Annotated in this window: 19 protein-coding genes; 9 read left to right on the top strand and 10 right to left on the bottom strand. The window is 59.7% G+C overall.

Translation table 11 applies throughout. From position 1 onward, the window contains the following. Nucleotides 1-186: 186 nt before the first annotated feature. Nucleotides 187-414: a DUF6437 family protein gene (locus A7A77_RS18315; RefSeq protein WP_066557686.1), complete on the bottom strand. Its 228-nt coding sequence runs from the start codon at nt 412-414 to the stop codon at nt 187-189. Between A7A77_RS18315 and A7A77_RS10885 the strand changes: the two genes are divergently transcribed. The 3 genes from A7A77_RS10885 (at nt 414) to A7A77_RS10895 (ending at nt 1,940) form a co-directional block, all read left to right on the top strand. After that, on the top strand, nt 414-743 hold the full coding sequence (locus A7A77_RS10885; RefSeq protein WP_156500527.1) for a hypothetical protein: 330 nt from the start codon (nt 414-416) through the stop codon (nt 741-743). The two genes, A7A77_RS18315 and A7A77_RS10885, sit on opposite strands and share 1 nt — an antisense overlap. Before the next feature lie 332 nt (nt 744-1,075). After that, nucleotides 1,076-1,408: a ribbon-helix-helix protein, CopG family gene (locus A7A77_RS10890; protein WP_066557691.1), complete on the top strand. Its 333-nt coding sequence runs from the start codon at nt 1,076-1,078 to the stop codon at nt 1,406-1,408. After that, nucleotides 1,398-1,940: a hypothetical protein gene (locus tag A7A77_RS10895; RefSeq protein ID WP_156500528.1), complete on the top strand. Its 543-nt coding sequence runs from the start codon at nt 1,398-1,400 to the stop codon at nt 1,938-1,940. Before A7A77_RS10890 ends, A7A77_RS10895 begins: the two co-directional genes overlap by 11 nt. On the opposite strand, the gene A7A77_RS10900 is transcribed toward A7A77_RS10895, so the two are convergent. The 6 genes from A7A77_RS10900 to A7A77_RS10925 form a co-directional block, all read right to left on the bottom strand. Then, entirely contained in the window at nt 1,935-3,260 is a 1,326-nt protein-coding gene (locus A7A77_RS10900; RefSeq protein ID WP_066557696.1) for a sensor histidine kinase, read from the bottom strand. The genes A7A77_RS10895 and A7A77_RS10900 overlap by 6 nt on opposite strands. Next, nucleotides 3,257-3,952: a response regulator gene (locus tag A7A77_RS10905; protein WP_281180014.1), complete on the bottom strand. Its 696-nt coding sequence runs from the start codon at nt 3,950-3,952 to the stop codon at nt 3,257-3,259. The genes A7A77_RS10900 and A7A77_RS10905 overlap by 4 nt, the downstream gene beginning before the upstream one ends. Before the next feature lie 106 nt (nt 3,953-4,058). Next, nucleotides 4,059-4,448 carry an RcnB family protein gene (locus A7A77_RS10910; RefSeq protein ID WP_066557704.1) on the bottom strand — a complete coding sequence of 130 codons (390 nt, stop codon included), beginning with the start codon at nt 4,446-4,448 and terminating at the stop codon, nt 4,059-4,061. Nucleotides 4,449-4,651: 203 nt separating this feature from the next. Continuing rightward, nucleotides 4,652-7,249 carry an outer membrane protein assembly factor BamA gene (gene bamA, locus A7A77_RS10915; RefSeq protein ID WP_483772885.1) on the bottom strand — a complete coding sequence of 866 codons (2,598 nt, stop codon included), beginning with the start codon at nt 7,247-7,249 and terminating at the stop codon, nt 4,652-4,654. Nucleotides 7,250-7,325: 76 nt separating this feature from the next. Next, complete coding sequence (locus tag A7A77_RS10920) at nt 7,326-7,910, bottom strand: CREC-EF hand family protein (protein ID WP_066557710.1); 585 nt, start codon at nt 7,908-7,910, stop codon at nt 7,326-7,328. Between the two features lie 157 nt (nt 7,911-8,067). Beyond that, nucleotides 8,068-11,220: an autotransporter family protein gene (locus A7A77_RS10925; protein WP_066557712.1), complete on the bottom strand. Its 3,153-nt coding sequence runs from the start codon at nt 11,218-11,220 to the stop codon at nt 8,068-8,070. A gap of 245 nt (nt 11,221-11,465) precedes the next feature. Between A7A77_RS10925 and A7A77_RS10930 the strand changes: the two genes are divergently transcribed. From A7A77_RS10930 to A7A77_RS10955, 6 genes are all read left to right on the top strand, one after another. Then, nucleotides 11,466-12,173, top strand: a complete 708-nt coding sequence (locus tag A7A77_RS10930) for a response regulator transcription factor (protein WP_216635579.1) — start codon at nt 11,466-11,468, stop codon at nt 12,171-12,173. Next, the gene (locus tag A7A77_RS10935; RefSeq protein WP_066557715.1) at nt 12,170-13,459 is read left to right on the top strand and encodes a HAMP domain-containing sensor histidine kinase; all 1,290 of its coding nucleotides are present in this window, start codon (nt 12,170-12,172) and stop codon (nt 13,457-13,459) included. The genes A7A77_RS10930 and A7A77_RS10935 overlap by 4 nt, the downstream gene beginning before the upstream one ends. 181 nt (nt 13,460-13,640) lie before the next feature. Continuing rightward, nucleotides 13,641-15,041: an efflux transporter outer membrane subunit gene (locus A7A77_RS10940; RefSeq protein WP_066557717.1), complete on the top strand. Its 1,401-nt coding sequence runs from the start codon at nt 13,641-13,643 to the stop codon at nt 15,039-15,041. Further along, entirely contained in the window at nt 15,002-16,456 is a 1,455-nt protein-coding gene (locus tag A7A77_RS10945) for an efflux RND transporter periplasmic adaptor subunit (protein ID WP_245638454.1), read from the top strand. The genes A7A77_RS10940 and A7A77_RS10945 overlap by 40 nt, the downstream gene beginning before the upstream one ends. Continuing rightward, complete coding sequence (locus A7A77_RS10950; RefSeq protein WP_066558078.1) at nt 16,449-17,168, top strand: ABC transporter ATP-binding protein; 720 nt, start codon at nt 16,449-16,451, stop codon at nt 17,166-17,168. The genes A7A77_RS10945 and A7A77_RS10950 overlap by 8 nt, the downstream gene beginning before the upstream one ends. A gap of 3 nt (nt 17,169-17,171) precedes the next feature. Then, the gene (locus A7A77_RS10955) at nt 17,172-18,377 is read left to right on the top strand and encodes an ABC transporter permease (protein ID WP_066557726.1); all 1,206 of its coding nucleotides are present in this window, start codon (nt 17,172-17,174) and stop codon (nt 18,375-18,377) included. Nucleotides 18,378-18,818: 441 nt separating this feature from the next. On the opposite strand, the gene A7A77_RS10960 is transcribed toward A7A77_RS10955, so the two are convergent. The 3 genes from A7A77_RS10960 to A7A77_RS10965 form a co-directional block, all read right to left on the bottom strand. Next, nucleotides 18,819-19,742 carry a formylglycine-generating enzyme family protein gene (locus tag A7A77_RS10960; protein ID WP_066557728.1) on the bottom strand — a complete coding sequence of 308 codons (924 nt, stop codon included), beginning with the start codon at nt 19,740-19,742 and terminating at the stop codon, nt 18,819-18,821. Between the two features lie 153 nt (nt 19,743-19,895). After that, the gene (locus tag A7A77_RS17885) at nt 19,896-20,066 is read right to left on the bottom strand and encodes a hypothetical protein (RefSeq protein ID WP_156500529.1); all 171 of its coding nucleotides are present in this window, start codon (nt 20,064-20,066) and stop codon (nt 19,896-19,898) included. A gap of 119 nt (nt 20,067-20,185) precedes the next feature. Continuing rightward, nucleotides 20,186-22,507 (bottom strand): putative bifunctional diguanylate cyclase/phosphodiesterase, encoded by a 2,322-nt coding sequence (locus A7A77_RS10965; RefSeq protein WP_066557730.1) that lies wholly within the window; start codon nt 22,505-22,507, stop codon nt 20,186-20,188. Nucleotides 22,508-22,553 lie beyond the last annotated feature (46 nt).

Raw genomic sequence — 22,553 nt, forward strand, 5'->3', positions numbered from 1 at the left:
ACAAGGTCGACTTCCTGTCGCGCCCGAACCGCTCGGACAACCAGGATGCTCCGCCGATCGACGAAGACTGATCGGCACGGTACAACGACAAGGCCCCGCTGGCACGCGCCACCGGGGCCTTTCTTTTGCTTGTCCTGCTGGAAGGGCAGGGTAGGCGCGGCGGAAATTCATGTCCGCTTTACGGGATCAAGGCGTTGCACCCAAGCGTTCGAGTGCGGCATCGAGACCCATCGCTGAAGCCCGTTTGACGAGCCGTTTGAGCTTGCCGGCCTCGAGCGTTTCGGCGCCGCATTCGAGCAGAATCGCACCAAGTTCCTGCAAGGCCTTCTCCCTCAGATCGGCTTCCCTAGGTGTCGAGCTTGATGTGCATTTCTGCCTATAAAGCGACCACCGAAGCGGGTGGATTTTGACGATTGACGAAGGTGATTTCTGATTCCTGGAGAGAACGGATTATGGCCTGCGGGGGCGACAGGTTCGATGAAAAATTGTACCATGCGAAGCATGCGGAGGAAATCCTGTCAGGTTCGATTGACGCCACCTATGCGCCCCTCGAATTGCTCGCCGTCGTCTCGGAATGGCTGCCGTCAGGCGACCCACTGCAGGTCAAGTTTGCCATCAGTCGCACGCCCATCCTTCACCACGAATCGGACCGTATCATAAGTTGTTCAGTGGGCAATATCGGTACCTCATCAGGTCGAAAAACAGCGCACTATCAAGCCGCAGGCGCACCCACTGGAAGGTAACGATAAGTCCCTCCATCTGGATCACGATCCTATCACTGGACCTCGCCGTCGAAGCTGGGAACAGGGAGCACACCCCACGCGACTTGTCGCACCGGTTTGAAGCCGGAAAAGTTATTTAAAACAGGTATTTGGTGGCGTCATCGTCAGAATGGCAGCTTTCCCATTTCTTTTCATGATCGGGTCAGATGTCCTGCATTGTTCATGAGGCGGGGAAGCGGATGCGCGGAATTCTGCCATTCTTCGATGTTCTTGACATGTTCTCATTGTTCCTGTAGTTCGAAGGTGCCTTTCGCAGCGTGAACCGGGCTTCCTGACCCAAGGAACCCGGATCCATGACCCGCCCCGTACCCATCCAGGTCTATGTTTCGCCCGAGCTTGCGGACCGCGTTCGCAAGCTCGCCGAGCGCCATGACATGACTGTCAGCGCCTGGCTGCGCGCACTGCTCTCGCGCGCCTGCGACGAGCAGGAACTGGCATTGCAGCACGACACCTCGATCACCCGTATCCTGCGCATGATGGTCTTTGCCCGCGTCGGTATCGATGGCCTGCTCGCCGGTCATGCCGACCCCACGCTGCGCGACCGGATCTACAAGGTCTACCGCCGCCAATGCGCGGCAATTGGCCTCCCTTCCACCGCACCCGAGGGAGGCCGCGATGAGGCGTAATCTCGGTAACTTTACGCGTGGTAGCCAGCTCTTGGGACACTTCGGCTTCATGTTTGCCGCCGGGCTCAAATGGCCGCTCATCATCGCCGTCGTCGCGTTTGGCGCGTTAGCGTCCTGGATGGTCGCGCATGGTCTCGACGACCACCATATCTACCTTGTCTGGATGCGGATCTATGCCATGGGCTACATGTTCATGGAGTTCGACCCGGCCAAGACCGTGACGATGGAAACGGTGTTCGGCGGCACCTTCCAGCTCCCCATCTCGCGCGTCGAAACCTACCCACCGGTGGTGCGTGCGTGGGACACGCTGCTGGACCTCGTTGGTACCGCTTTTGCCTGGACCATGTTCGCGCTGGTCCCTGCCTTCGCGCTGTTCTACTGGATCGCCGAACGCTTCGGCAACCACTCGAAGGAACGTCTCCACGAGCGCGGCGCATCGCTGGTACCGCTGATAGACCTCGTCCGCGAAATTCGCCGTCAGAACTGCCGCCATTTGGAGCTTTACACCACGCGACCGGCAAAGCTTTCATGAGTGCAGTAAGTTCAGCCTTACTACCAAACCGCGCGGTGCGTTTGGACGGAGTTCGAGGCTTCCGCCGTGGTTCTCGGCGATGCTGCGCGCGATCGCCAAGCCGAGACCGGAGCCGCCGGTGTCCCGGTTGCGCGATGCTTCGAGACGCTGGAACGGTTGAACGACGCGCTCGCGCTCTTCAGTCGGGATGCCCGGCCCGTTGTCCCGCACCTCGACGACCACCAAGGCTTCCTCGGCGAGAACCCTGAGCTGTGCGGCGCCAGCATATGTCACCGCATTGTCGATCAGGTTGCGCAGCGCCCGGCGTACGAGGTCGGGCGCGATCTCGACGGTCACGCGTGGCGAGGGATCGAACGTGACCGGTCGATCCAGCTCGGCGTATTCGTCCACGAGCGCTTCAACCAGCGCCGTCAGGTCCATTGGGCGCCCCTCCGCACGGGCGGCGTGGGCGAGAACCAGGATGTCCTCGAGCATCGCCGTCATTTCCTCGATCTTGGCAATTGCCGCGTCGCGGTCCTCTTCGGGTTCCATACTTTCGATCCGGACGCGCAGGGAGGTGAGCGGCGTGCGTAAATCATGCCCGATCGCGCCGAGCAGGTAGTCTTTTTCCTCGAGCAATGAGACGATCCGTGCGTTCATCGCGTTGAACGCCTCCATCGCTTCGCGCACGTCGTCAGGCCCGCGTGGTTCGAGCTGCGATGTGGATGATTGCCCGCTGAACTCGTGCGCCGCATCGGTCAGTTCGCGCAGCGGGCGGTTGATGCTGCGCGTTCCCCAAGACGCAGCGCCTAGGACGAACAGGTAGAGCACCAGCGTGGCGGCGCCGAGTCGGTAGATCAGTGTGGGATCCTGCGGGCGCAAGTGGAGCCGTCCCTCGAGCCAGCTATTGTTGGTGATTCTGGCCGCCATCCGCAATGTCGGCCTGACCGTATTCGGGTCGCTTCCGCCAGCTGAAGCAAGGCGAGCCGCCTCGACCTCGGCATCGGCGAGCCCGGTGTCGGCTAGCGCCTCCCTCACCCGCTGTTCGAGGTCGGCATCACGTTCGCTCGCCGCGATAGCTGGCTCGGCGACCAACGAAAACACGGCGCCGTGACGGGACGCGTCCTTCAGCACGAGCTGGCGGAACTCGGAATCGGCGGTGGTGATGTCGCTCGCGGCCTCGGCAAAGCGAGTGATTGCCGGGGCCTCGTTGCGCGCCCGGCTAAGCTGCTGCCGATCGTTCCACACTAGCGCGAAGCTTGCCAGTTGCGCCAAAAGCAACGCGAAGCCGAGCAGCAGGACCATGCGGGTGGTCAGCGTCCGGGGCAGGAACCGCGTCAAAGCCGTTTCACCTCTGCAGCGAGCATGTAGCCGCCGCCCCAGATTGTCTTGATAAGCTCGGGGCTGGAAGGGTTGGTCTCAATTTTGCGCCGGAGTCGGCTGATATGGTTGTCGATGCTGCGCTCGAATGCAGCTAGATCGCGCCCCTGCGTATGGTCGAGCAGCTGGTCGCGCGTCAGCACGCGGCGGGGATGGGTCACGAAGGTGTGCAGAAGGTTGTATTCGCCGGTCGAGAGCGGCGTCGCGACTCCGTCGAGGTCAACCAGTTCGCGGTCACTGGTGCGCAAGACCCACGGGCCGAAGGCATAGGCGTCTGCTTCGGGCGCATGTACCGCCTGCCCGCCTTCATTGGTCCGCCGCAGAACGGCCTTGATGCGGGCGACCAGTTCACGCGGGGAGAAAGGCTTGGTCACGTAGTCATCGGCCCCCAGTTCGAGGCCGATGATGCGGTCGATCTCTTCGGCCTTGGCGGTGAGGAAGATGATCGGCATCTTGCTTGTCGCGCGCACGAAGCCAGCGAGCGAGATCCCGTCTTCGCCCGGCATCATGATGTCGAGCAGAACAAGGTCAATTGCATGGGCGGCGAGAAGCTCGCGCGCCGCTTCCGAGTCTTCCGCTCGGCTTACGCGAAAGCCGTTTTTGTCCAAGTAGCTGGCCAGTGGATCGCGGATGTCGCGATCGTCTTCTACCAACAGAATGTGAGGATGATCGGATCGGGTGTTTGTCAGCGTCCCTACTCCTCGAATCCTGAGGGTCTCGATGTCATAGACACCGAGACCCTTTACGGTAAGTCATGGTTTAGCGGATGGCGTTGGCGAGAACCGCCGCGACCACGCCGCTGGTGAGGCCGATCAGCACCGCATCATTGTCCGACTGGACCCAGCGATATCCGTTCGGCGCGTCCCGTAGGCCATAGGCCTTGGCGTTGATGACCCGATAGTTCTTGGCATGGCGGCTCTCGAACCGGTCGCCCTTCTTCCAAGTTTTATACGAGACCTTCTGGACGCCTTTTTTCGTGTCGTGGCGCTGCTCAATCCGCTGCGAAGCTATGCCCCGCTGATGATTTTCGTAGCGCTGCTCTACCCGGGTCGAGCTTCGGTTGTGATCCTGACCGTAGCTCGTGGCGGCCATCGCACCGGTGCTAAAGACCGTGGCGAGGGTGGCGATGGCAAGTGCGAACTTCTTCATGTCAACTGCTCCTTTTCTCAACGTTCCATCATGGACCGTTGAGCTCAATGTGCGCCGAGTCCTTCGCAAAAGTTTGCCTGATTCTCAGGGGAATTGTCCCAATTTGTGTCTGCGCCATCGGCAGCCGTCGGTGCAGCCTTACGAGCGCGCTTGCTTGCTTGCGATCAACCCCAGGAGTGCCGGGCGCGCCGGCCTCCCCCTTTTCAGAATTGCGTTCCGATGTTGAAGGAAAATGCCTTGGGATCGTCCCCTTCCTGCTTCAGCAGAATCTTGGAAAAGTCGATCCGCAACGGGCCAAACGGGGAGTTCCAGTTGACGCCCACGCCCACTGAGACGCGCGGCTTGGCCGTGTTGCCGACGTATTCCTCGACAAACGGGGATATGACAAGGCTGTTGCTCGATCCGTCAGGCGCGGTCGCGCTGTTAGTATAGACGGGCGTATCGAGAGCATTCCCTTCAACATCGACGGATTCCAGATAGAGCGGGCTGATCACGCTTTGCGTTTCCGGGGTCTTCAGCCCGAACACCGCCCCCACATCGACAAAGATCGATGGCTTGAGGCCGAGTTCTCTTGCGCCCGCAGACAGCGGAATCTCCAGTTCTCCGCGCGCCATATAATAGGCCCGACCGCCCAGTGCATCATCCGACCATCCGCTGCGATCCGTGCTGACAGTTTCATAGACCCCGTCTGAATCAAGGTCCCGGAGCGGCTTGCGGACAATTCGTGGGCCAATGCCCTGAGCATCGAAGCCCCGCATCTGGGGTTCCCCCAGGAAGAAGCGATCGGTCAACCGCACATCTTCCGTCGTACCGTCGCCTCCGGTATCAAGCGAATGAATGTAGCCCCCCTGCGCTTGCAGTGAGAAGATGAAGCCACTGCCGACATTATAATATTTAGATGCGTCGAGCCGTCCGCGCAGATAGCTGACCGATCCGCCAAGGCCCGCCATATCGAGGTTCGCGGTGGCACGGTTACCGCGCGTAGGACGTAACCTGTTGTCAAGATTGTCATAGACAAGTGAAAGTCCAAGGGTTGAAATCGTTCGCTTTCCGATCGCATCGCAAAGATAGCGCCCTGCAAACAGGGGTTCACATGTGTAATTACCATCCCCATCGAAATCGGAATAGTAATCACCACTGATCGAAACGTCCTCAAGATTCAAAGAATATCTAATTAGAGCAGTTGTATATTCAGATAATGGCGAGCCAAGCCGGAATGACACCCCATTCGTCGTCGTCTCGTATGTCGCACTGTTATTGTTGTAATAGTCATTGCTGTAATCGCGGCGATAGATATCTGCACCGAATGCGATATTGTGATCGAAGATGTAGGGCTCGGTGAAACTAATCTGAGCCGATCTGGAATAACCCGAAAGGCTGGCACTAAGACCAACCGTCTGCCCCCGGCCGCGAAAATTTCGCTGCTGGATCGATCCCTGTAAGATGAAGCTCTCGGTGCTGGAGAAACCTGCTGAGAGCTGGAGCTCGCCGGAAGGCTTTTCCTCGACATTGGCGATCAGCTTCACGCGATCGGGCGCGCTGCCCGGCTCCTGCTCGACCTCGAAGTTTTCCTGGAAATAACCCAGCGAGTTGATGCGCGCCGTCGATCGCTTGACCTGCAGCGAGTTGAAAGCATCGCCCTCGGTCAAACGAAACTCACGACGAATGACCTTGTCCTGCGTCAACGTATTGCCGTTAATATCAATGCGTTCGACATAAACGCGCGGAGCATTGGCGATACGGAATGTGAGACCCATCGTCAGGTCGTCTTTGTTCCGCATATAATCGGGCTCGACATTTGCGAAGGCGTAGCCGAACGCACCGATCGTTTCCGCAAGGCCCTCGATCGTGTCTTCGACCTGCTTGGCATTGTACCAATCGCCCTGGTGCATCGCCAGCTGGGAAGTCAGTCTCTCGGAATCGAAATCGCGTATTTCGCTGTCGACCTTCACGTCCCCGAACTTGTAGCGATCGCCTTCCTCGACGACGTAGGTGATAATGAAGTCTTTCTTGTCCGGCGTCAGTTCGGCGATGGCGGACACGACGCGGAAGTCGGCATAACCTTCGGTCAGGTAGAACTGGCGCAGCTTCTGCTGGTCGAAGGCCAGTTTGTCGGGATCGTAGCTCGTGCTGCCCTGGATGAAAGAAAGGAAGCCGGTCTGCTTGGTAAGCATCGCGCCACGCAGGTCGGCGTCGGCGAACTTCTCGTTGCCAATGATGTTGATCTGGCGAACCTTGGATTTCGGCCCTTCCTTGATCTCGAAGATGATGTCGACGCGGTTCTGGTCCAGCGTGACCGCCTTGGGCTCGACACTGGCGGCAAACCGGCCCTGCCGCTTGTACAGCTCGATGATCCGGTTGACGTCGGCACGCACTTTCGAGCGGGTGTAGATCTGGCGCGGGGCGAGCTTGATCTCGGGAAAGATCTTGTCGTCTTTCAGCCGCTTGTTCCCTTCGAGAATGATGCGGTTGATGATCGGGTTCTCGACCACCTGGATGACGACATTACCGTCCTGCTCGCGAATCTTGACGTCGGTAAACAGCTCGGTCGCGTAGAGGTCCTTCAGCGCGGCATCGGCAGCGGCAGCGGTGTAGACGTCGCCGACCCGCATCTTGATATAGGACAGGATCGTCTGCGGCTCGAGCCGCTGCGCGCCTGCAACAGAAATAGACTGGACGGTCACCTGCTGCGGAACCTCCCGCAACCGCACGGTATCCGTGCCATCATCCTGCGCATGGATCGGACCCGCAAACGGCAGTACGATAATGGCGCATATGGAAAGCGCCAGGGGAGAAGACAGGCAGTTTCGGGGGCGAGGCAACAACAAGATTTTCCAATCGCAAGTCGATGTTGGTTTGGCCGGCGGGGTTGGACAGCTAAGGTGCTCGTGGATCACGAGACTGCGCTCCGGGAGGCGACGGCCGTTCGCCTGCAATCAAATCGGGGCGCTGGGAACGGCGACCGTCGGCCCAGGCCCTGATTTCCTGATCGGTCAGGCGGCCATCGGAATTCCCGTCTGCCTTATCGAATTCTTTGCGTTGCAGAATCAGGAATTCTCGAAAGTCGATGCCTTCATCATAGTTCGTGTTTGCCTCGATCAGGGTGATCTTGCTCAGAGGAACCATGACGATCGACAGTAAGGGCCCCTTCTTGTTTGAGCTCGAAGGTACCCCTACCGCGTCGGGGAGATGCGTCACGTCGTAAGCTCTCGAGCCATCGTCGCGATACGCGAGCGCGCCCAGAGAATGTTGCCAAGCTGAGAATTCTGCGGGGTCGATCAATTGATTGCCGTTGGTATCGACCGATCGGAATCTCTCGCCAATTGCCTGGTCGCGTGCGCGATCAGTCAAGTCTTGAAGTTCGGCAATCGTTACCATCCCGTCGCTGTTCAAATCGGCAGCTTCGAACATCTCCCGCGCGGTCTTTTCGATATCGTCCAGATCGATTGTTACTGGCTTCATGCGCGGTGGACGTCCGCCATCCGGGCCGCCCCCGGGAGGTGGCCCTGCTCCCGTGGGCGGCCCTCCGCCTTGCGGCATCTGTTGTGCGGTAGCACTGGTACCGAAAACCAGAACGGCTACCGTCAAAGCGCCGAGGAAAGCGTGCTTCAGCAACCGATCAGAACGCGACATTGATCGATATCCGGGCCGACAAGTCGACATCGCCATCTGTTTGCTGGGCTCCGACCGCAATTTGCCATGCGCCATCCCATGCGCCTGAGCGAATTCGGGCTTCGGTCGTCCAGCCTCCCGACATATCCGACGGCTCAATCGTAAAAGATTCGCCGTCTTCAAAGTTGGCGGTGACCGAACCCAGACCACCGCTCAGGATGGACTGATAACCCGCCTCGAATTCGATCGTGAGTGGATGATGGCTGGCAGGTTCGTTCTCCAACCGATAGCCAAGGATCATCGAAGGGGTAACTGTTGTGCGATCACTGGAACGGCCTTCTACGTATAAGGCGAGTGCATCAGTATCTGCCGAGGTCTCATATCCCTTTTCGTCCAACTGGTAATACTCGAGGACAACTTTCGGACGAAGCGACAGGCTTGTCGACACATCGAAGCCATATGATGCTCCAGCAAGCGCGGTGTAGCCTTTCCCGGACCAGTCCGAAGCGCTGCCATAGGAGAATTCATCGCCATCTATAGCACCGTTGAAAGTGCCCGAGAAATCCATTTTTGCCCAGTAATACCCAGCTCTGGCAAAAGCGTTGAAATTGCCATTTTGCATCCGCCAGTGACCCGCGACTTCATACTTGCTGACGTCGGTCGACTGATAGTCGCCGGTGTCTACCGAGCCTGAAATCCAGGAGCCGGACAAGCCGAGATACATTCCTCCAAGCCTGCGTTCCCAACCGCCCGAAACGCCCCACCCGTCGTTCTTGTATCCTGCCGTTCCGTCACCGTTCTTGCTGCCCCGGAAGATCAGCGGTTCCACCCAGATTCCGATTGGCCATTCATCGTAATAACCGACCGTATCGGTGATGCGCCGGGCTGAGAGAGCCGATGATCGCGCAACAAAATCGAAAATGCCGCCGTTGTAATCGGGCAGCAGCTGATCGATCTGATGTTGCAGTTCTCCGATATCCTCCGCCTGAAGCAGGCTTCTTTCGAGATAGCTGTTCGTCGCCGCTGTCGCCAGCATTGCATCGAACGCTGCGGTTTGCGGTTTCGTCAGGCCGAGCTCTTCCGCCGTTCGCCGCTCCACGCTGACCGCGATCGTCGTCGCGTCGGTCGCGAGGGATGCGGAATAGAGCAGCGGCAACTCGCCGGCGTCCAGTGTGAGCTCGGATGCGCCGGTTAAAGTGTTGGCCGTCAGTACGGTATAAGTGCCTTCGGCGCCCAGGATATCGTCGATCTCGACGTCAAGACCTGACCCAGTAGCAAAAGTGGCCGTGTTCACGACAAAGTTGGAACTGGTTTGACTGTCGCCGTCCAGGATCACGCCAATCCTGCCGCCGGACGATACGTCCAACGTATCGAGGACCATGGATTCACCATCCGCGACTTGCAGCAAGCCCCCTGTGACCGTCGCCGACATCTGTGCAGAATTTGCGGTGGTGCCGCTGAAGATCGCATTGTCCGCAATAAACAGTGTGGCTTGACCGCCCGCGACATCGACAAGTCCGTCGAAGCGAGCACTATCCGACATAGACAAGGAAAAATCACCGGCTTCCGCGTAGAGGTCGCCCGCAAAGTCCGCGTTGCCTGACAGGATCATCTGATCGTCGCCGTCGCCAAGCCACACGTCGCCCCTGATCGTACCTGTCGATGCTTCAATCAGATCGTTGCCGGAGCCAGTGAGGATGTCGCCGGTAATCCGGGCATAGATGGTAGGCGAATCGGGGTCGTAATCTTCGTCTTCCAGCTCTTCTGCATAGGCTTCGGCATCAATCTCGTTGAGATACTGAAGGATGGTGACGCCTGTCGTATTGTTGCTCAGGTCCAGCGCGATCGTTTCGTCCTCGGCCGCACCCGAAACGATGATGGCCCCGGTATTGTCGATCTGGCTGAGCGTTCCGGACAGATCGCGGACGGCGATGGCGGACCCTTCGCCCGTCGACGAGATGACGGCAGAAATCTGCCCGCTAACATAGAGATCGGGTACATTGGCGCCATCGTTGATAAGAAGTGCCAGTGCCGACGCATCGGGAGTGGTGGCCCTGATCGTGCCGCCTACGCTGATACCGGACGACAAATCGACACTGCCGCCTTCGCCGCCGATGACAACAGCGGTCGCGTCGAACGTGCTGTATGAACCATAGGCGTTGATGGTACCGTCTACACCCAGCGAGTAGGTGCCGTCACGGGTCTGACCGCCTCCGATCACGATATCATCGGCGCCACCGATCAGAAGCGCCGGTGATTCGCCGTATGAGGTGATCGAACCGGTCGTCTCCTCGGAATCGTCAATCCCGTCCCCGTCCTCATCATCGTTGTCATCATCGGTGTTGATCGGTGGTGCGTCGATGAGAATACCGTTCGCGACGCTTCCCGTGACCTCTACAGCGGGGGCTACCGCTCGCAGTTGCGACCGCGACAGCGTGTAGGTTCCGCCATCATCATTGGTGTAACTGTTTCTCTTGGTAAGCGACCCATCGATTATCACGCGCCCAGAAACGTCACCGTCGATCAGCAACACTTGCGAGTTGGCGCCGACGGACGATACGGACCCTCCAACCGAGAAATCGGTCGCGACATCACCCGTGACGATGCCGACGCTTCCGTCGCCGACTACAGTGATCGATCCAGTATTGTCGAACTCGCCCGACCAGCCATCCTGGAACCGGATTCCTGCGGAATTCAATCCTTCGACATAGATCACCCCTTCATTGGTGATCGACCCACTACTCGAATTGACTGAAATCCCCGTTCGATCGCTTGCCTGGGCTATCGGCCCGTCCGGCTTGCCGTCGCCGTCATCGTCGTCCGGGACAAAATCTTCTTCTACCCGTAGTACTCCGTCGATCACGATGGACCCATTGGTACCGGCGGCGACATTAATGCCATTGCGGGCATCGGCATCGTCCGCATGTACTGCCCCATCTTCCTCGATCGTGATCGTGGAGTTGTCGTCCAGGGTAAGCGGATCGGAGCCGGTGACATCCAGCGTGGCGTCTGCGGCAATGGTCACGTCGCCGGCCGACGAGGTCGAAAGCGGAGCCGAGCGGTCGCCATTTACCGTCGTGTCCGCCCGCGAAACCGAAATGCAGCAGAGAGTGATCGCACTGGAACAGATGAGCAGTTCGCTCGCATATTTGAGGTTCATGGAAAAAATCTCGTCCCGTCAGTCCATTTGGTGCTAGAGCGGTGACGGACAACAACGCGGCGTCGGTTGTGGGGACTAATCACTCACCTCGGGAAGGTGCCGCATTGCTGCCCGCCGATCGCTCTGCGCGACCGCGATCCTTATGCGCCCGAAAACAAGCATCTTGGGTCAAGATACCGGAAGCACAGCGTAAAGATTTCGCAAGGTCGCTGGCGCGGGTGTTCGTTCGACGGTAGCTGCGAGTGATGAATATGCTTCGCCCCTCAATTCTCATCATCGATGACGATGCCGATCTCAGTGAGATGCTGCAGAAGTACCTCGAGGGCGAAGGATTTGCCGTTCAGGCGGAACAGGATGGCGTCGCGGGCCTGCAACGCGCCCAAGGGGGGTGTGATGCTGTCATCCTCGATGTGATGATGCCGGGAATGAGTGGGATCGAGGTGCTGCGCAATCTGCGCGAGGCAAGTTCGGTGCCAATCTTGATGCTGACCGCGAAGGGCGATCAGGTAGACCGGGTGATCGGCCTTGAGCTTGGGGCGGACGACTATGTCGCCAAACCCTTTTATCCGCGCGAAGTGGTTGCAAGACTGCGCGCCGTGCTGAGGCGTAATCGCCCGCCCACGTCGGAGCAGGCCTCATTGTCATCCGGGAAACTCGAACTTCACACCGGAGCTCGAAAGGTTACCTGGGATGGGCGATTGCTGGAACTGACTGCAACAGAATTTTCCATGCTGCATATTCTGCTGTTGTCCGGCGAGAGCGTAGCGACAAAAGACGACTTGTCGCTGAAAGTCTTGGGCCGAAAGCGCGAAGTCTATGATCGAAGCGTTGACGTACACATGAGCAACTTGCGGCTCAAGATGCAGCGAGCCAGCAATTCATCTGTCGCTATCGAGACCATTCGCGGAATTGGCTATCGACTTCTTGTGAATTCCGAGACGAAACAGTCGTGAAGAGCCGGCTTTTCTGGAAGATTCTGCTGGCCTTCGGTCTGACCTTTTTCGTCATGATTCAGGTTATAGGTTTGATTTTCCAGATGCGCAGAGACGCTGAAATGGGCCCCGAATTCGACTTCGCGCCCCCGTTTGTGGTTGCCGGTGCGATCATACTGGAGGACTCCGGGCGCGCCGCGTTTGAACGATACAAGGACGACTTGCCTGATCGTGTATCGCAAAGCATTCACCTGAGACACACTTCGTCTACTCCCGTTGAGAACCGCGTGGCGAATTTCGAAAAAACCGTCAGGACGCCCGACGGAGAAGCCTATACGATTGCCTGGGTGATGAGCGCACCTAAGCGGCCGGGTGGAGTTTTCAACGTGCCTCCCGATCTGCTCATCGTCGGTTTGTTCGGCGGCCTGGTCTTCAGTGCAGCACTCGCCTTTTATCTTGCGATCCCCATCGGTCGATTGCGGGTTGGGTTTGACCGCTTGGCTGCAGGTTATCTGGACACCCGGGTTTCGGCTCAGATGGGTCGGCGAAACGATGAGATTGCCGACTTGGGGCGCGATTTCGATCTCATGGCGAAGCGTCTCGAAGACTTGATGGGCGCCCGTGTCAGGCTTCTACACGATGTATCGCACGAATTCCGTTCTCCTCTGGCCAGGATGCAGCTAGCAACAAGTTTGGTCGACCAATCCAAGGATAATATCGAGGTCAGCCTTCAGCGTATCAATCTGGAAATTGACCGGTTGAATGAGTTGACCGAGGAATTGCTGACCCTCACCCGCGTCGAAACGGACGGTGTCGCGCCCGACCAGGACTATTTCGATCTTTGTGAAGTTGTCCGAAGCGTCATCGACGACGGCCGGTTCGAGTCGGTCGCCGCGCCTGACCGCATAAGTTTGCGAATCGACGGGTTACCGGGCGAGGGGCGCCGCCCTCTGGTTCAGGGGAATGCACGATTGATTCGTCGTGCAATTGAAAATGTGCTGCGCAACGCTCTGATTTATTCACCCGACAAAGCTGCGATACGCGTTGCCTTGTCCTATTCGGAGAAACGCCGATATTATACACTCGATATTGAAGATGATGGTCCCGGGATTGACCCGGAATTTCTCCCCATGATATTCGACCCATTTGTGAAATCCCGTAAAGGGAGCAGTGGGTTTGGTCTTGGACTTGCAATCGCACGACGTGCAATACAGGCGCATGGCGGAACAATTGAAGCCTGCAACGGCAAACCAACCGGATTTTGCGTGACCGTTCAACTCCCTGCTAGTGACCAAATGCCTTCTTGAGACAACCCGACTGTCCGGGATTGTAAGACACTAGGTTAACCGGCGCGGCGGCCCAACGCGCAACTCTACGATCTTTACGAACTCTTGACACTCGGATCGGGATCGACCTGCTAGGTCGTGGGTTTAACCGAAACCGGTCCCGCCTTTGCGTTGGGGCACTTCGAGCAACACCCGGAACCTCATGCGATTCATTCCGCTTATCCTTGCAGCAATGTTGTCTGGCTGTGCCACACTGGACCACGCCGATCATGCAGCCACCGACCTGAACGATCTTAGCCCGGACGTCTTTCACGAAGATCTGATGAGCGGGGTCGTCCGCGAAGACGTGTCACAATGGTGGCTTAAGCTCGACGACCCAGTGCTCACCAGTCTTGTCGAACGCGCCTTCGACGACAATCTCGATCTGGTCGCGGCAAGGGCGCGGCTGCGCCAGGCCCGCGAAGCGGAAATTCAGGCACGCGCGAGCCTCTTCCCCTCGATCAGCGCAGGCGGCACGGTCAGTGAGACAACTCCGGTTGACGGAGGCGGATCGCGTACCAGCCTTTCGCTTGAGGTCGACGCCAGTTACGAACTCGATCTTTTCGGCGGGGTAAGGAGTTCCATCGATGCTGCACGGTCGTCTGCCGAGGCTACGGCATACGAGCTGGAAAGCACACGGGTATCATTGGCCGCCGAAATCGCTCGGACTTATGTCGAGGCCAGGCTAGCACAGCGGCAATATGCCACCTCCGAAGACCTGCTCGGATTTGCCGAAGACAATTTGCAGATCGCGGACTGGCGGCGTGAAGCGGGGCTGGTTTCCTCGCTCGATGTCGAGCAGGCGCGCGGTGAACGGGCGCAGACGGCGGCGGCGCTTCCCGGCTATACCGCCAGTTACAAGTCGGCGGTGCACCGCCTGTCGGTACTGATCGGCGAGACGCCGGGCTATCTGCACAATGAGCTCGATACGCCCGCCCCGATACCTGATACGCCCGCCACGATCGCAGTGGGTGTGCCGCTGGATACGTTGCGCCAGCGCCCGGACGTGCTGGCGGCAGAGAGGTCGCTTGCGGCCGAAACGGATCGTATCGGCGTTGCCCGGGCCGAACTTTACCCACGCCTCAACCTGGGCGGATCGATCGGAGGCAACGGCGTATCGGTCGGTGACATCGTCGATGCCCTGACCGTCAACGTGTTCGCATCGATCAGCCAGTTGATCTTCGATGCCGGACGGACCCGGTCGCAAGTCCGGTCGCAAGAGGCGGTCGCCGACGTGGCGCTCGCCAATTACCGGCAGACCGTCCTGCTGGCGCTCGAGGACGTCGAGAATGCGCTCGTGTCGCTGCGCACCGCGCAAGAGCGTGAGGTTCTCTACTCAGAGGCGCTTGCGGCGGCACGCAACCAGGCGATCCTGACCCGCGTCAGCTATCGCTCCGGCTTGACCGATTTCACCAACCTCCTCAACGCCGAAAGATCGCTTGCCTCTGCCGAGGACGGTCTGGCGCAGAGCCATGCGAATGCTTCACTTGCCGCCATCCAGCTTTATCGCGCGATGGGCGGTGGGTGGAACGCGCAGGAAAATCTTGGAGCAGACCCGGAATGAGTGACACCGCCACCACCGAGACGACCCTGCCCGCCGATGGCGCAGACCGAACCGATCTCGACGATTTTCTCGGCACTTCGGCCAAAACCGAATGGTACCGCCGCAAACGAGTACTGATCGCTGCGGCCATCGGAGTTCTCGTCGTAATCCTGCTGCTGCTGTTCGGGGGCCGGGGCAACGACAGCGCCTACGTAACCGAGGAAGCCAAGCGGCAGGACCTGACATTGACGGTTTCGGCGACAGGGAACCTGCAAGCGACCAACGAGGTCGAAGTCAGCTCAGAACAATCCGGTCTGGTGACCGAAGTTTATGTTAAGAACAACGATCGCGTGAGCAAAAACCAGCCCCTCGCCCGGCTGGATACCTCACGGCTGAACGACAGCGTCCTGCAGGCGCGCGCCAGTCTCGCTTCCGCCCAAGCCCAGACCGAGCAATACCGTGCCACGCTCGCTCAGGCTAACGCCGATTTTGCCCGGCAGGAGGAAGTTTACCGCATTTCCAACGGGCAGGTTCCGTCCGATACCGAACTGGACGCCGCGCGTGCGGAAAAGCGGCGTGCTGCGGCCGCAGTAAAGGCCGGCGAGGCTCAAATCGCTCAGGCGCGAGCGCAGTTGGCCACCGCGAATACGGAATTGAGCAAGGCCACGATTTATTCACCGGTGACCGGGGTTGTCCTGTCGCGAAATGTGGAACCGGGTCAGACCGTGGCGGCGACCCTGTCGGCCCCCGTATTGTTCCGCATTGCCGAGAGCCTTTCGCAGATGGAACTCGAGGTCAGCATCGACGAGGCTGACGTCGGGCAGGTGGAGGACGGACAGTCCGCCACGTTCACCGTCGATGCCTATCCCGGCAGGCGGTTCGAGGCCGTGATCGATCGTGTTGACCTTGCCGCCAATGCCTCGGACGACGATACGAACACAAACAACGTGATTTCCTATACGGCGGTCCTGACCCTTTCCAACCCGGAATTGATCTTGCGGCCTGGCATGACCGCCACGGCCGATATCGTGACCGAAAAGAAAGAAAATGCCCTTGTCGTTCCTAACGCGGCCTTGCGGTTTACACCCACCGCTGCAGCTGAATCAGGGGGCGGCGTTGCCGGCATGATGGGGCCGCCAAATCTGGGCAACCAGAACTCTCGCGAGGTGGAGATTGGGCGAGGAACGGTGCGTACCATATACGTCCTTGGCGATGGCGGCCAGGCCGAGCCGCGGCGCGTGACGGTAGGATCGAGCGATGGCAGCGTGACCGAGATCGTAAGTGGCGAACTCAAGCCTGGTGAAAAGGTGATTACTGCGGTCGCGGCAGATGGCGCTGGCGACTCGTCGCCCGACGATGAGGAAGCACCGCAAGGCGAGACAGCCTGGCTGGAAGAACGCTACCATCCCAATCATGGTGGCGCGGCATATGGCTGAACCCCTGATCGCGCTGAAAGCCGTGACCAAGACGTTTGGCAGCGGACAGACTGCATTTCAGGCCTTGAAGGGCGTTGATCTGGAAATTGAAGAGGGCGACTTCGTGGCCATCATGGGGCCATCCGGCTCGGGCAAATCCACGACCATGAACATACTGGGTTGCCTCGATGTGCCGACTAGCGGCGAGTTCCTGTTCAAGAACCTGCATGTTGAGCAGCTTGATCGCGATCAGCGTGCCTTATTACGACGCCGTTACCTCGGGTTCGTTTTTCAGGGATTTAATCTGCTTGCGCGGACAAGCGCGCTCGAAAACGTAGAGCTCCCCTTGCTATATCGCGGCGAGGCCAAGAGCGCCCGGCACAAGGCCGCGCTCGACGCCCTCGACAAGGTGGGACTTGCCGACTGGTGGGATCATACGCCGGCGGAGCTTTCGGGTGGCCAACAGCAGAGGGTCGCGATCGCTCGCGCCATCGTGACTGGCCCTGCCGTGCTGCTTGCCGACGAGCCGACCGGCAATCTCGATAGCGAGCGGTCGGTCGAAATCATGGAACTGCTCACTGCGCTCAATCGGGACAGCGGCATTACCGTCCTGATGGTCACGCACGAACCCGAAATGGCCGATTATGCGCGCACCATCGTGCATTTTCGCGACGGACTGATCGATCGCATCAATGGCGAGGCCTCTTCCAGTGCCTTGGCAGGAGCCGGATAGACAATGCTCGGTACCACCATCCTTCTGGCGATCCGCGAGATCCGTCGACACATGCTGCGCAGTTTCCTGACGACGCTTGGCATCGTCATCGGCGTTGCGGCCGTGGTGACGATGGTGCAGCTCGGCAACGGAGCCACTGCGGCGGTGCAGCAGAACATATCGAGTCTGGGCGCGAATGTTCTCCAGGTCCGGCCCGGGCAGGGCTTCGGCCGTGGCGGTGGCGGTGCACAACCGGCCAATTTCCGCGAAGAGGATGTTGAAGCGATCGCCAGCCAGATCGCAGGCGTTCGCGCCGTGGCGCCGCAGACAAGTGCGTCCGTGACGGCAGTCCAGAACGCTTCGAACTGGCAGACGACCCTGACCGGAACCACGGCCGATTACTTTACGGTGCAACAATGGAGCCTGCAGAGCGGACGAGTCTGGACCTCCGCAGAAGAGACGGCCGGCAAGGCTGTGTGCGTCATCGGCGAAACGGTGGCGGACAACCTCTTCCCGGGCAGCGACCCGATTGGCGGTAGTCTGCGCCTGAACAACGTCACGTGCGATGTCATCGGGCTCCTCGTCTCCAAGGGGCAAGGCGGATTTCAGGATCAGGACGACACCGTCATCGCGCCGATCCGCATGGTGCAGCGCCGCTTCACGGGCAATCGCGAGGTCAGCAGCATCGCCGTTGCGATCGACGAGCGTTACGATGCCGACGCGGTGCAGGCCTCGATGAGCGAATTGTTACGCGAACGCCGACATATCGAACCAGGCGAAGATCAGGATTTCAACATCCTCGACACGGCGCAGATCAGCGAGGCGCTGACCAGCACGACGACGATTTTGACGATGGTCATGGCTGCGGTTGCAGGCGTCAGCCTGTTGGTGGGCGGCATCGGCATCATGAACATCATGCTCGTTTCGGTAACCGAACGAACGCGCGAGATCGGTATCCGCCTCGCGATTGGCGCGGTGGGCAAGGAAGTGCTGACCCAGTTCCTGGTAGAGGCGATCGTTCTCGCCTGTATCGGCGGCTTTCTCGGCCTCTTGCTGGCGCTGGTCCTGACCGCTGCTGGCGCGACGCTGGTGCAGGTACCCTTCATGTTCGACGTGCAGATCAACCTGCTCGCATTCGGCTTCTCTGCCGCTATCGGTGTCATATTCGGATATTTCCCGGCACGACGCGCAGCGGCTCTCAACCCGATCGATGCGTTACGTCACGAGTAGGTAAATCAGACATGTATGACACGGAATCGAATTGATTGGTCTCAAGCCGAGTATTTGGACTTGTCATACCCGATGCGTGTGGGGAGAAGTGTTGGGCAATCCGTCAGAATGGGATATTAACATATATTTATCAACATTCTATCATTAATGTTGATCGGACTCCGTCTCCGCCATTGCTTAATCAGACCCCGTTGATTGGGTTAGCTCTTGCTCGAGCAGGCGCGCCGAGCGCGCGCACCTGTACCGGAACGCCAAGGTCTAAGGACCGCCCGGCAAACCACGACAGGCCGGACAACCTCCACTCCGACAAAGCATTGTCGTTCCTGAACGCTGTGCATGATCGCAGTTATGGCCGAAATGAAACGGCTGAAGACCGTGTTCATGGCGAAAGAGGCGAACATGGAACGCGACCGCCACGGCCGGACGGACAGTTGATCCAGCCTAGCCGGATCGCCTGACGCAACGAAAGCCGATGTGGCTCGTCGAACTGTCGACGGCCTGCCCTTGCCGCGCTGCGGGGCGATAGCGCTGGCAATAGTTTTCCGCGCAGAGATGCGATCCGCCCTTGGTAACCCTGCGTGGAATCTTCAGTTCGGGCGTCGCCCGGTCATAGCTTGCGCCCTTGGCCGGGCCGCGCGGATTGGCAATCACGCAGCAGGCATCGGCCTTTGCCTTCTTGGCTGGCACCGGGTCTGCGTACCAGTCCCTCGTCCATTCCCAGACGTTGCCGATCATGTCGAACAAGCCATAGGCATTGGCCGGGAAGCTACCGACCGGACTGGTGCGTTCCCACCCATCTTCCAGCGTGTTGCCATGGGGGAACGTGCCCTGAAAGTAATTGGCCATCATTCTGCCGCCCGGCGCCAATTCGTCACCCCACTGGTATTCGTGGCCATCGTCTTGCCCGCCGCGCGCGGCAAATTCCCACTCCGCCTCGGTCGGCAGCGCCTTGCCGGCCCACTTGGCGTAGGCTAGCGCGTCGGCGAACGTCACGTGAACGACGGGATGATCCTCCAACCCCGTGATCGAGCTGTCCGGTCCATGCGGATGCCGCCAGTCCGCGCCGAAGCTGAAGCTCCACCATTGCGTCCAGTCGTCCAGCGGCACCGCATGCGCGGGTGGCGTGAAGACGAGCGATCCGGGCTTGGCCAGCGCGGGGTCCATGCCGGGATAATCCTTGGGATCAGGCGGAATCTCGGCAAAGGTTACATGCCCGGTCGCCGCCACGAATTCGGCGAACTGCCGATTGGTGACCGGCGTCGCATCGATCCAGAACGGATCCACCTTCACCCGGCGCAGCGGACGCTCTTCCGGATAGAACGCGGTCGACCCCATGGTGAATATGCCGCCCGGTAGCCTGATCATGCCTTATGCTTTCCTGTCCTGCCGCGACCCTCGCCTAACGCGCCATGGTATAGAACGCCAGTGTGCGGCGCATCATCCGGCGTCGACGGGAAGGAACGCTGCAAGTGAAGATCGGACAACCGTGCCGGGTAAAAGACCTGCGGTCACACCTGATCAGAGCACGCCGAGCACGACGCCGAGAACCGCGAGGAACAGCCCGCTTGCGATCAGGGTCCTGTGATGGCCGACATTGCCCTTGCGCAGGGCATCCACGCCCATCAGGGCGACGAAAATGCCGATCGTGGCGAACACGATACCAAGCAGAACGAAAGGCGTAACCAGCATCGAGCGATGGTTACGTCGGCGGGTCGGAGTGTGCAATTGCCCATCGCTGACAGGAATGTCCATTACGGACATTGTCACGAGTGTCGCGACAAACCGCGGCTTTCGTCAGGTATTTTCACCTAAGCCGCGTCGGATATCGTGCCGTGGCTTTCGTCCGGTGGTTTGAACCACTTGTGCCGGTCCTCGTTAAAGGGCCTGCCGTCGCACAGCTCGTTCGCGTTTACCGGGTAGGAGATGAGATAGCCCTGGATCTGGGTTATGCCCTCTGCGCGCAGCCAGTCGAGCTGGCTTTCACGCTCCACGCCTTCGGCCACGGTCGACATGCCCAGCGCGCCGGCCAGCTGCGTGATCGCGCGCACGATCGCCTGGCAGTCCTCCCGCATCTCGATTTCCTCGACAAAGCACTTGTCGATCTTGATCTTGTCGAAGGGGAAGCTGCGCAAGTAGTTGAGGGACGAATAACCGGTGCCGAAATCGTCGAGTGCGATGCGCATGCCCAGATTGCGGAATTCGTGCAGCATCGCCACGTTCCGCTCGCTGTCATGCATCAGCATGTTCTCTGTGATTTCCAGTTCGATCCGGCCCGGATCGATCTTCGTTGCACGGATTGCCTCGGTGATCGTGGGCAGCAGGCGAGGCGAGCGCATCTGCAGCGGCGAGAGGTTGATTGCCACGCGTTCCTTATCGGGCCATCCGGCGGCTTCGTGAATGGCGTTGCGGATGATCCATTCGCCCAGCGCCACGATCAGCCCGCTATCCTCGGCCAGCGGAATGAACTCTCCGGGCATGACTACGCCCCACACCGGGCTTTGCCACCGCACGAGTGTTTCGAAGCCCACGGTCTTGCGCTGCGCCACGTCGTAGAGCGGTTGGTAATGCAGCGTGAACTCGTCGTTCTGGATCGCGGTCTTCAGGTCGGCCTCAAGCTGGGCGCGTTCGCGGTCGCGCTCTTCCAGCCAGGGTTCGAATTCGGCAAAGGTGCCGCGGCCCAGCGCCTTTGCCGCATAGAGCGCAAGGTCCGCCTGCCGCAGCAGGTCATCCGGGCACGTCCGTACCCCTTCGCGGCATGGCTGGACATGGGCGATACCGACGCTGGTGCCGGTCGACAGCTTCTGGTCGTCAATGACAAAGGGCTGCTCCATCGCCGAAACGATGCGCTGGGCGACATGGGCGGCATCGGTCGCATCGGTCAGACGCGTGAGCAGAACGGCAAATTCGTCCCCGCCCAGCCGCGCGACGAGATCGTGCGATTTCACCGATTCGCCAATGCGCTTGGCCGCTTCGGTCAGCAGCCGGTCGCCGGTCGAATGGCCCCATGTGTCGTTGATCTGCTTGAAATGGTCGAGATCGAGGTAGAGCAGCGCCTGCCGCCCCTTCGTCTGCTTGCGCTCCAGCACCTCGCGCAGCGTCTCGCCAAACAGGAAGCGGTTGGCGATACCGGTCAGCATATCGTGATGCGCCATGAAATTCATGCGCTCCACCGCTTGCCGCGTGTCGGTCGTGTCGCGGGCCACGCCGTGCATAGTACCGTCGTCCCAGCAATTTGCCGATAGCGACCACCAACGGGTCTCTCCATCCACGTTCAGGCTGATGGAAAGATCGCGGAACGGCTGGCGCACCAGCAGGCGGTGGGCCAGCAGTTCGCGCGCCGGCCCCGTATCGAACAGGGAAACCAGTTCGCGCCCCTCAAGGTCTTGTGGATCGCAACCCGCCGCCTCTCCGAAACGGTCGCAGACCGAGACGAGGCAGGCCCCCTTGTCGACTTGCCAGAGCCAGTCGGCGCTCTGCGCTTCGTAGTCGTGCAGCAGCAGCTGGATCGTTTCGGCGCTTTCGGCCAGCTCGGCCTCACCCTCGAACTTGCGGCGATAGAGCCGGGCATCGTCGGAAATCCCGCGCATCAAGACGAGCGTAAGCGCGACGATCAGCGAGGCGGAAACGAGTTCGATCCCGCCGAGCAAGGCATAGCTGACGGCAAATCCGGTCAGCGATATGACCGCGACGAATATCACGCACACCTGCGGCATGGCGCGATAGTAGATCATCGATGCGGTGATGACGCCGGCGGCAAGCACGCTGAGCAGGTAGTGTTCGGCCCCCTGGGCAAAGATCGCGAACATGTAGATGCCGACGCCCCAGCCAAGACTGTCGGCAACGCCCAGACCGACCATGTAGCGCCGCTGCCTGCGGAAATATTCAAGATCGATCGTTTCCGGGGTGAAGCGGCGCACGACTTCCACGCGGGCAAGGCTGACGGCCAGCATGAAGCCCAGCCATGCGAATTGGGCCAGCACGCCGTTGCCGCCCAGCCGGATCACACAAGTGACGAATGCGCCAAACGCGGACGTCGCGGCAGCGAGCTGGCCTCGCTCCGCATAGTCCTGCAGGCGCCGCGTCAGCAGGTAATCGGCGCGGCCGAAGAGGGCAGCCTGTCTGCCTCCCATGTGCTCACCCAGATCCTTTACCCCAAGTTCATGGAAAGGCGAGCCT

It is taken from the genome of Croceicoccus bisphenolivorans (assembly GCF_001634625.1).
In the GTDB taxonomy this organism is placed as follows: domain Bacteria; phylum Pseudomonadota; class Alphaproteobacteria; order Sphingomonadales; family Sphingomonadaceae; genus Croceicoccus; species Croceicoccus bisphenolivorans.

What these genes read in the sequence shown, in the direction of transcription:
- A7A77_RS10955 (WP_066557726.1), top strand. Translation starts at nt 17,172, where the DNA reads ATGCTCGGTACCACCATCCTTCTGGCGATCCGCGAGATCCGTCGACAC.
- A7A77_RS10950 (WP_066558078.1), top strand. Translation starts at nt 16,449, where the DNA reads ATGGCTGAACCCCTGATCGCGCTGAAAGCCGTGACCAAGACGTTTGGC.
- A7A77_RS10925 (WP_066557712.1), bottom strand. Translation starts at nt 11,220, where the DNA reads ATGAACCTCAAATATGCGAGCGAACTGCTCATCTGTTCCAGTGCGATC.
- A7A77_RS10895 (WP_156500528.1), top strand. Translation starts at nt 1,398, where the DNA reads ATGAGGCGTAATCTCGGTAACTTTACGCGTGGTAGCCAGCTCTTGGGA.
- A7A77_RS10960 (WP_066557728.1), bottom strand. Translation starts at nt 19,742, where the DNA reads ATGATCAGGCTACCGGGCGGCATATTCACCATGGGGTCGACCGCGTTC.
- A7A77_RS10965 (WP_066557730.1), bottom strand. Translation starts at nt 22,507, where the DNA reads ATGGGAGGCAGACAGGCTGCCCTCTTCGGCCGCGCCGATTACCTGCTG.
- A7A77_RS10920 (WP_066557710.1), bottom strand. Translation starts at nt 7,910, where the DNA reads ATGAAGCCAGTAACAATCGATCTGGACGATATCGAAAAGACCGCGCGG.
- A7A77_RS10940 (WP_066557717.1), top strand. Translation starts at nt 13,641, where the DNA reads ATGCGATTCATTCCGCTTATCCTTGCAGCAATGTTGTCTGGCTGTGCC.
- A7A77_RS10890 (WP_066557691.1), top strand. Translation starts at nt 1,076, where the DNA reads ATGACCCGCCCCGTACCCATCCAGGTCTATGTTTCGCCCGAGCTTGCG.
- A7A77_RS17885 (WP_156500529.1), bottom strand. Translation starts at nt 20,066, where the DNA reads ATGCTGGTTACGCCTTTCGTTCTGCTTGGTATCGTGTTCGCCACGATC.
- A7A77_RS10910 (WP_066557704.1), bottom strand. Translation starts at nt 4,448, where the DNA reads ATGAAGAAGTTCGCACTTGCCATCGCCACCCTCGCCACGGTCTTTAGC.
- A7A77_RS10930 (WP_216635579.1), top strand. Translation starts at nt 11,466, where the DNA reads ATGAATATGCTTCGCCCCTCAATTCTCATCATCGATGACGATGCCGAT.